The 7,072-nt window shown below is 65.7% G+C and carries 8 protein-coding genes; 1 reads left to right on the top strand and 7 read right to left on the bottom strand.

Features of this window, described 5'->3' with window-relative positions:
• The 7 genes from hisS to tilS form a co-directional block, all read right to left on the bottom strand.
• Positions 1 to 852: histidine--tRNA ligase (gene hisS / locus V7Q81_RS13565; protein ID WP_333844235.1), on the bottom strand; the 852-nt coding region annotated here is incomplete at its 3' end.
• Positions 853 to 910: 58 nt separating this feature from the next.
• Entirely contained in the window at positions 911 to 2,191 is a 1,281-nt protein-coding gene (gene ispG, locus V7Q81_RS13560) for a flavodoxin-dependent (E)-4-hydroxy-3-methylbut-2-enyl-diphosphate synthase (protein WP_333844233.1), read from the bottom strand.
• 9 nt (positions 2,192 to 2,200) lie between these two features.
• A complete protein-coding gene (locus V7Q81_RS13555; RefSeq protein ID WP_333844231.1) occupies positions 2,201 to 3,106 on the bottom strand; it encodes a helix-turn-helix domain-containing protein in 906 nt (301 codons plus the stop codon).
• Between the two features lie 3 nt (positions 3,107 to 3,109).
• Entirely contained in the window at positions 3,110 to 3,874 is a 765-nt protein-coding gene (pilW, locus tag V7Q81_RS13550; RefSeq protein WP_333844228.1) for a type IV pilus biogenesis/stability protein PilW, read from the bottom strand.
• On the bottom strand, positions 3,871 to 5,016 hold the full coding sequence (gene rlmN / locus V7Q81_RS13545) for a 23S rRNA (adenine(2503)-C(2))-methyltransferase RlmN (protein WP_333844225.1): 1,146 nt from the start codon (positions 5,014 to 5,016) through the stop codon (positions 3,871 to 3,873). Before rlmN ends, pilW begins: the two co-directional genes overlap by 4 nt.
• A gap of 17 nt (positions 5,017 to 5,033) precedes the next feature.
• Positions 5,034 to 5,459, bottom strand: a complete 426-nt coding sequence (gene ndk / locus V7Q81_RS13540; protein WP_333844222.1) for a nucleoside-diphosphate kinase — start codon at positions 5,457 to 5,459, stop codon at positions 5,034 to 5,036.
• 73 nt (positions 5,460 to 5,532) lie between these two features.
• Positions 5,533 to 6,513 carry a tRNA lysidine(34) synthetase TilS gene (tilS, locus tag V7Q81_RS13535; protein ID WP_333844236.1) on the bottom strand — a complete coding sequence of 327 codons (981 nt, stop codon included), beginning with the start codon at positions 6,511 to 6,513 and terminating at the stop codon, positions 5,533 to 5,535.
• Positions 6,514 to 6,576: 63 nt separating this feature from the next.
• Between tilS and V7Q81_RS13530 the strand changes: the two genes are divergently transcribed.
• Positions 6,577 to 7,072 (top strand): CHASE domain-containing protein (locus V7Q81_RS13530; RefSeq protein WP_333844219.1); only part of this gene is annotated, 496 nt, incomplete at its 3' end.

Below are 7,072 nucleotides of genomic sequence, written 5' to 3'. Positions count from 1 at the left end.
GGCGCACACCGTTCCCTGGGCCCCGAGCCGGTCCGTCACCCACTCGTAGACCGTGCGGTTGTAGTAATCGAGCCCGCGCACGAGCCGGGGGTTCACTTGAAACTCCACGTCCTGAGCCCGGAGCATGGACTGGAGCGCCTCGAAATGCTTGAGGGATTCCTCGTCCAGCTCGTCCATCAAGCGGGGTGCCCCCTCGATCAAGGACTGCATGCTAGGGTTCTTGCTATCCAGGATGCGCAAGGGATTGGTATACAGCCGCCGGCGGGAGTCCTGGTCCAGGGCGTCCAGGTGGGCCTCGAAGTAGCGGATGAGGCGCTCGCGGTAGCGGGTGCGGGCCTCGCTGGAGCCCAGGGTGGAGAGCTCCAGGCGAATGCCTTCCAGGCCCAACATGCACCAGAGCCTGCGGGCCATGACGATGTGCTCGGCGTCGATGTCGGGTCCTTCGAATCCCAGCGCTTCCACTCCGACCTGGTGAAACTGGCGGTAGCGCCCTTTTTGCGGTCGTTCGTGGCGGAACATGGGGCCGCTGTAGTACAACCGCTGGGGCCCCGCGTAGAGCAGGTTGTGCTCCAGCACCGCCCGCACGCAGGAAGCGGTGCCCTCCGGTCGCAGGGTGAGACTCTCCCCGTTGAGCGTGTCGATGAAGGTGTACATCTCCTTCTCGACGATGTCGGTCACTTCGCCGATGGAGCGCACGAACAACTCCGTGCGTTCCACGAGGGGCATGCGGATCGGGCGGTAGCCGTAGCGCCGCAGCCAGTCGCGCACCGTGTCCTCGAAGCGCTCCCAGGCGAGGGCTTCATCGGGAAGGATGTCGTTCATCCCGCGAATCGCCTGGATATGGGTGCTCATGGGATTGGCCTCGAATCGATCGGCGCCGCCCCACGGCGGCGTCCTGCAGGAGCGGGCCTCAGCGCGGGGCCCCCGCCGGCTCGCCCGCAGGCGCAGCCTCCGCCGTTGGCGTTCCGGCCGCGCCATAGTGGGTCGCCACGTACTGGTCGATGATCGCCTGGAACTCTTCAGCGATGCGCTCGCCCTTCAAGGTCACCGTCTTCACCCCATCCACATAGACGGGGGCGACCGGTACTTCTCCGGTGCCTGGGAGCGAAATGCCGATATTGGCGTGCTTGCTCTCCCCGGGTCCATTGACGACGCACCCCATGACCGCCACGGTCAGGTTCTCCACCCCAGGATAACGGCTGCGCCAGGTCGGCATCTGGGTGCGCAGGTAGCGCTGGACGCTCTGGGCCAAGCTTTGGAAGAAGGTGCTGGTGGTACGCCCGCAACCGGGGCAGGCCACCACCTGGGGCGCAAAAGCGCGCAGGCCCATCGTCTGCAGCAGCTCTTGAGCCACCACCACTTCCTGGGTGCGGTCGCCGCCCGGCTCCGGGGTGAGGGAGATGCGGATGGTGTCGCCGATGCCTTCCTGCAAGAGCACCGCCAGGGCGGCGCTGGAAGCCACGATGCCTTTGGTGCCCATGCCCGCCTCGGTCAGGCCCAGGTGCAAGGGATAGTCGCAGCGGCGGGCAAGCTCCCGGTAGACGGCGATGAGGTCCTGCACCCCGCTCACCTTACAAGAAAGCACGATGCGGTCCCGGGGCAGCCCCAGGCGCACCGCCTGCTCGGCGCTCTCCAGGGCGGAGGTGACCAGGGCTTCCCGGGTCACGGCTGCTGCGGAGAGAGGCTGTGGGCGCCTTGCGTTTTCGTCCATCAGCCGCGCGAGGAGCTGGGGATCCAGGCTGCCCCAGTTGACGCCGATGCGCACCGGCTTTCCGTAACGGCAGGCGGTCTCGATCATGACGGCAAATTGGCTATCCCGTTTGGAGCCATGCCCCACGTTGCCGGGATTGATGCGGTATTTCGCGAGCACCTCCGCGCAGGCCGGGAACTGGGTGAGGAGCTTGTGGCCGTTGAAGTGGAAATCCCCCACCAGGGGGACTTCGCAGCCCCACTGGTCCAGGCGTTCCCGGATGCGGGGCACTTCCCGGGCCGCCTCGGCGGTGTTCACCGTGATGCGCACCAACTCTGAGCCCGCCCGGGCGAGGGCCCACACCTGTCGTGCTGTGGCCTCCGCGTCCGCCGTGTCTGTGTTGGTCATGGATTGGACCACGATGGGAGCGCCACCACCAATCTCCACTCGGCCCACGCGAACACACAAGCTCTTGCGCCGCTCGTCGACACCGTAGCGCATGGGCCCTCCTCACTCCAAAACAAGGCGCGCCACTTCGGCGCGGGTGTAGGGAACAAGATCCACCGGCTTGCCGTTGTATTCCACGTTGACCTGGGTCGCGTTGCCCACCACCAGGGAGAGGGGCGGTGGGCCTTCCACCCGCTGCTCGGTCCCGGCTGGATTGAGCTGGGAGAGCAGCACCCGGCCATCCCGATCCCGGATTTCCACCCAGGCTTCTTTCTTGAACACGAGCCGCACGGAGCCCAAGGCTGAAGAAGGCGTCGCTTCCTGGGAGGTGGGCGCTCGCGCCTGGAGGTCGGCCGCCGCCGGCCCAAGGGCGCCACCCGCGGGTTCGCCCGCGGCTGCGGAGGCAACCGGGTCTGACGAGGCCGCCGGAGTGCCTCCCACGCCCGCTCCATCCCCCGCTTCTGCCAAGGGGCTTGCCCCGGCGATGCTTCCCGGGGTGGCCGCCGTGGGCGGGGAGGCGGGAAATACTGCTTCCGGCTTCGGGACTGGCGCGAGGGGCTGCTGACGGAAAGTTTCATATAGCAGCCAAGGCACGATCAGCAACACCAGCGCGGCGAGCAGCAGGTAACGGTGCCAGCTCCCCTCCTTGCCGCTTGCGAAGGGAATGTTCTCGATGGGCGGAAGGATGGCAGAGGGGCGCTCTTCAGGCAGGCGCCGCTCCAGTTCCGTCAGCAAAGGCTCGGGGTCCAAGTGCAGCGCCTTGGCGTAGTTGCGCATGAAGCCGCGCACAAAGGTGTTGCCCGGGAGCCGCTCATAATCGTCGGCCTCCAACGCCTCTACCTGCCTGGGGGTCAGCTTGAGCTGGCGCCCGATATCGACCACGGACAAACCCTGGCGCCGCCGTTCCTCCGCCAGCCGACGGCCAGGCCCCGGCAACTCGACGATCTCCCTGTCCTGATAACGGTCCATGGCTTACAAGTCGCCCGACTCGAGGGCCTGGGCTTCCTTCGACTGGGGGAAGCGGTTGCGCAACTGGGCCGCGTAGCTCGCCTCCGCTTGGCGATCTCCCCGCCGGCGCTCGATCTGCACGCCCAAGGCCAGGCTTTCCGCGTCCGGCTGGGCGATTTGCATGTAACGAGCGAGGTGGGCGTGAGCCTCGTCGAAACGGCCGTCACCGTAAGCGATCTCCGCCATCGCCCGCAGAGCCTGGGGCTGGGACGGCTGGATCTGCAGGGCCTTTTCGAAAAACTCCTGGGCGCGTTTGCGGTCCCCCGTTTGCTGGGCGCAATTGCCCGCGTTCACGTAGGCCAGCTCCGGCGTGCGGTACAAGGGGTTGCGCAAGGCCTGCAGGAGTTGGCCAATGCCTTCCTCCTGCCGGTTGCGCTGGCACAGGAACAAACCGTAGTTGTTGCGCGCTTCGGAGTCATTGGGATCGAGGGCAAGCGCTCGAAGAAAGTTCTGCTCGGCAAGCGTGGGCTCCCCCAGGGCTGCGTAGACCAGCCCCAAGACGTTGTACGCAGGCCCGTAGTTGGGATCCGCCGCGAGGGCCACTTTCAGCTCCTCGAGCGCCACACCGAGCTGGCCACGGCTGTAATAGCCGGCACCTAGTTGGGTGTGGATTTGCGCCCGGTAGCGGGACGCCGTCTGGACCGGTTCGGGGGCGTGCTGCACCGGGGGCGGCGAAGCGCAGGCGCAAAGAAGGAAGGCAGCAAGCCCCGCCAAGATCCCGGATCTCACGGGGTCGCCTCCAGGGCACGGCGCAGCCGGCGGCGGGTGCGATCCTGGACCTGGCCCGCCAATTGACCGCAGGCCGCATCGATCTTCTCGCCCCGGGTCTTTCGAATGGTGGCCACCCGACCGGCGGCGAGGAGCCGGTCGCGGAAGGCGGCAATCACCGGAGCAGGGGAAGTCTCGAACCCGCTGTTCGGAAATGGATTGAACGGGATCAGGTTGAACTTGCACGGCACGTCGCGGGTGAGCTCGATCAGGGCTTGCGCATGGGCGAGGCTGTCGTTGACACCGGCCAGCATCACGTATTCGAAGGTGACGAAATCCCGGGGCGATCCGACCCGCTGCCATTTGCGGCCAGGAAGGCGCGGATCGCCGCGGCTCGCCCCGTCTCCCGCTTGCACGTAGCGGCGGCATGCCGCCATCAGCTCCCTCAGGGGGTATTTGCGGTTGATCGGCACGAGGAAGCTGCGCAGATCGTCGTCAGGCGCATGGAGTGACACGGCCAGCGCCACCGGGCAGCGTTCCCGCAACCGGTCGATGGCAGGCACGATGCCCGAGGTGGACAGGGTGACCCGGCGCCGGGACAGCCCGTAGGCGTCATCCTCCAGCATGAGGTCCAGTGCCCGCACCACCTGATCGAAATTGAGCAAAGGCTCTCCCATGCCCATGAGTACCACGTTGGTGACCGGCCGCTCGCCCCAACCGTGTCGGGCGAGTGCCTTGCGGGCCCACCACAGCTGGGCAATGATCTCAGCGCTCGTGAGGTTGCGGTTGAAGCCCTGGCGCCCCGTGGCACAAAAACGGCACTCCAAGGCACATCCCACCTGGCTGGAAACGCATAAGGTACCCCGGTGGGCATCGGGGATGAACACCGTCTCGATGGCATTCTCGCCCCCCACCCGCAACAGCCACTTGAGGGTGCCGTCCGGGGAACGTTGCTCGCTCACCGCTTCCGGTGCCCGGATCTCCGCCACCTGGGCCAGGCGCTCCCGCAGCGCCTTGGCCAGATCGCTCATGGCCTCGAAGCGCTCTTCCCCCCGCTGATGGATCCAGCGCAGAAGCTGGCGAGCACGGAAAGGCTTCTCTCCGAGACCAGCAAGGAAGGCTTCGAGTTCCTCGGGATTGAGCCCCAGCAGGTTGATCGTCATGGACGAGGGAAACACCCCTATCGGGAATAGATTTCCGAGCTGGGAAAAAAGAAGGCGATTTCCGCCGCCGCACTCTGGGGGCTATCGGAGCCGTGTACCGCGTTGGCGTCGATGGACGAGGCGAAATCGGCCCGGATGGTGCCGGGAGCCGCTTTTCTTGGGTCGGTCGCCCCCATGAGCTCTCGGTTTTTGGCAATTGCGTCCTCCCCCTCCAACACCTGGATCATGACCGGTCCAGAGGTCATGAACTTCACCAGATCCCGGAAAAAGGGTCGCTCGCGATGCACGGCGTAAAAGCCTTCCGCTTCCCGCTGCGACAAATAAGCCATTTTGGCTGCCACGATTTTGAGTCCCGCGGCTTCGAACCGAGAATAGATTTTGCCGATGATGTTCTTTTCGACAGCGTCGGGCTTGATGATCGACAACGTGCGTTCAATAGCCATCCAAAACCCCAAAAAATAAAGGAGTTAACAAGGTGCGAAAAAGATCGCGAAGATGTGGGTTTAATGATTGATTTTAACAGGATTTCTTGCCTGTGTCCCGCGCCTGAGAGGCGTGCGGGCCCCGCGCGGCGAGCCAATGGGGAAGAAGCCCTGGTTGGCCGGGCGGGCAGCGGTAACGCTGGTCGATGCCCAACCCGGGGACCCATACCACGTCATCGCCGCAAGTGATCAGGGGGAGCACCTCCCGCCGCCAGGGCGGTACCCGGGCTTCCTGAAAGAGGTTCTTGAGGGTGCGCCGGGAGCGTGCTCCCTGGAGCTGGAAGCGCTCACCGCCTCGCCTGAGCCGCACCGCCACCGGCCCCCGCTGGAGCCGGTGCGCGTCGATTCCCGTCCCGGTGACAGGCTCGAATTCAATCACGCCGCCCCAAGGTAGCGCAAGGCTCGCCTCTCCGCGCCATGGGATCCCGATTCGCGCACTCTCGGGCAGCTCGACCGCAGCCACGAGCCAGGCCCAGTCCAGGTAGCGGCGTAGCACCCGCTCTCCGAGGGGGATCGCCACCTCCGCATCCCGGCGGGCCTGCAGCAGTTGCCGTAGCGCCTCCTCCAGGCGCCGGGCCCCCGGGGGTGGCCGGACGCCTCCCTCGGCCAGAAACCAGCGCAGAAGATTTCTTGCCCGCTCTGGGGGCAGTGCCCTCAGACGCTCCAGCCGCAAACGGTCCTCTTCCATGGCGCCTTCCGCGTCGCTGCGAGCGAGGGCTTCCAGCAGCGTCACCGCTTCCCCCTGCAGCCCGGCAGCCCGGGCCAGGATCTCGCCGGCGGCCGGAAAACGCTCCCGGAGCAAGGGCAGCACCCGGTGGCGAAGGAAATTGCGGTCCCGTCGAAGATCTGCGTTGCTTTCGTCCTCGACCCACGCCAAACCGCGGGCCCGAGCGTAGTCCTCCAGCACCCATCTGGGGACGGCGAGCAGGGGCCGCAGCAGCCTTGTGCCCCCCAGGGCTCGCGGAGTGCTCGCGACGGGCATGGCCGCAAGTCCTGCAGGCCCTGCCCCCCTCAGCAGCTGCAGGAGGAGCGTCTCGGCCTGATCCGAACCAAGCTTGAAGCCAATATCAATTCCGATGTGAAGCTTTTGCAGGGTCTGGTAGCGGTGATCGGCGCGGAACCCTATGTGACACAGTCACGCTTTGAAGCCCTGTCCAGTCAGTTGCTCTACGTGCCGTCGCAGATCCGCAACGTCGCCGCCGCGCCCAATCTCATTACCAGCTTCGTCTTTCCCTATGAGCAGAACAAGTCCCTGATCGGCAAATGGGTCTTGCCTCCTCCCGGCGGCGAAGAAGCGGCACGCCAGTTGCGGGAAGAAGGTCGCACGATCTTCAGCGGCCCCCTGCCCCTGAGGGATGGCAGTCTGGGCCTTGTCATCACCCTGCCCGTCTCGATGACCAATGACGAGGGCAACAACCGTGTCTTCTGGGGTGCATTGGCCGGGATCGTGGATCTTGCGCGCCTCTATGACGACAGCGGCCTGCGGGCTCCCGATCTTCCCGTCTCTATTGCGATCACCGATCAGAACCAGATCATTGGCAATACCAGCCTGATCTATGGGGATGGACATATCC

This window comes from Pelomicrobium sp., assembly GCF_036803785.1.
Classification (GTDB): Bacteria; Pseudomonadota; Gammaproteobacteria; order Burkholderiales; family UBA6910; genus Pelomicrobium.
The sequence above is the reverse complement of the archived record's forward strand: the minus strand, read 5'-3'. Positions and strand labels throughout refer to the sequence as shown.

Coding starts and splice junctions, on each gene's coding strand:
- ispG (WP_333844233.1), bottom strand. CDS start 2,191: ATGCGCTACGGTGTCGACGAGCGGCGCAAGAGCTTGTGTGTTCGCGTG.
- rlmN (WP_333844225.1), bottom strand. CDS start 5,016: ATGACGATCAACCTGCTGGGGCTCAATCCCGAGGAACTCGAAGCCTTC.
- V7Q81_RS13555 (WP_333844231.1), bottom strand. CDS start 3,106: ATGGACCGTTATCAGGACAGGGAGATCGTCGAGTTGCCGGGGCCTGGC.
- ndk (WP_333844222.1), bottom strand. CDS start 5,459: ATGGCTATTGAACGCACGTTGTCGATCATCAAGCCCGACGCTGTCGAA.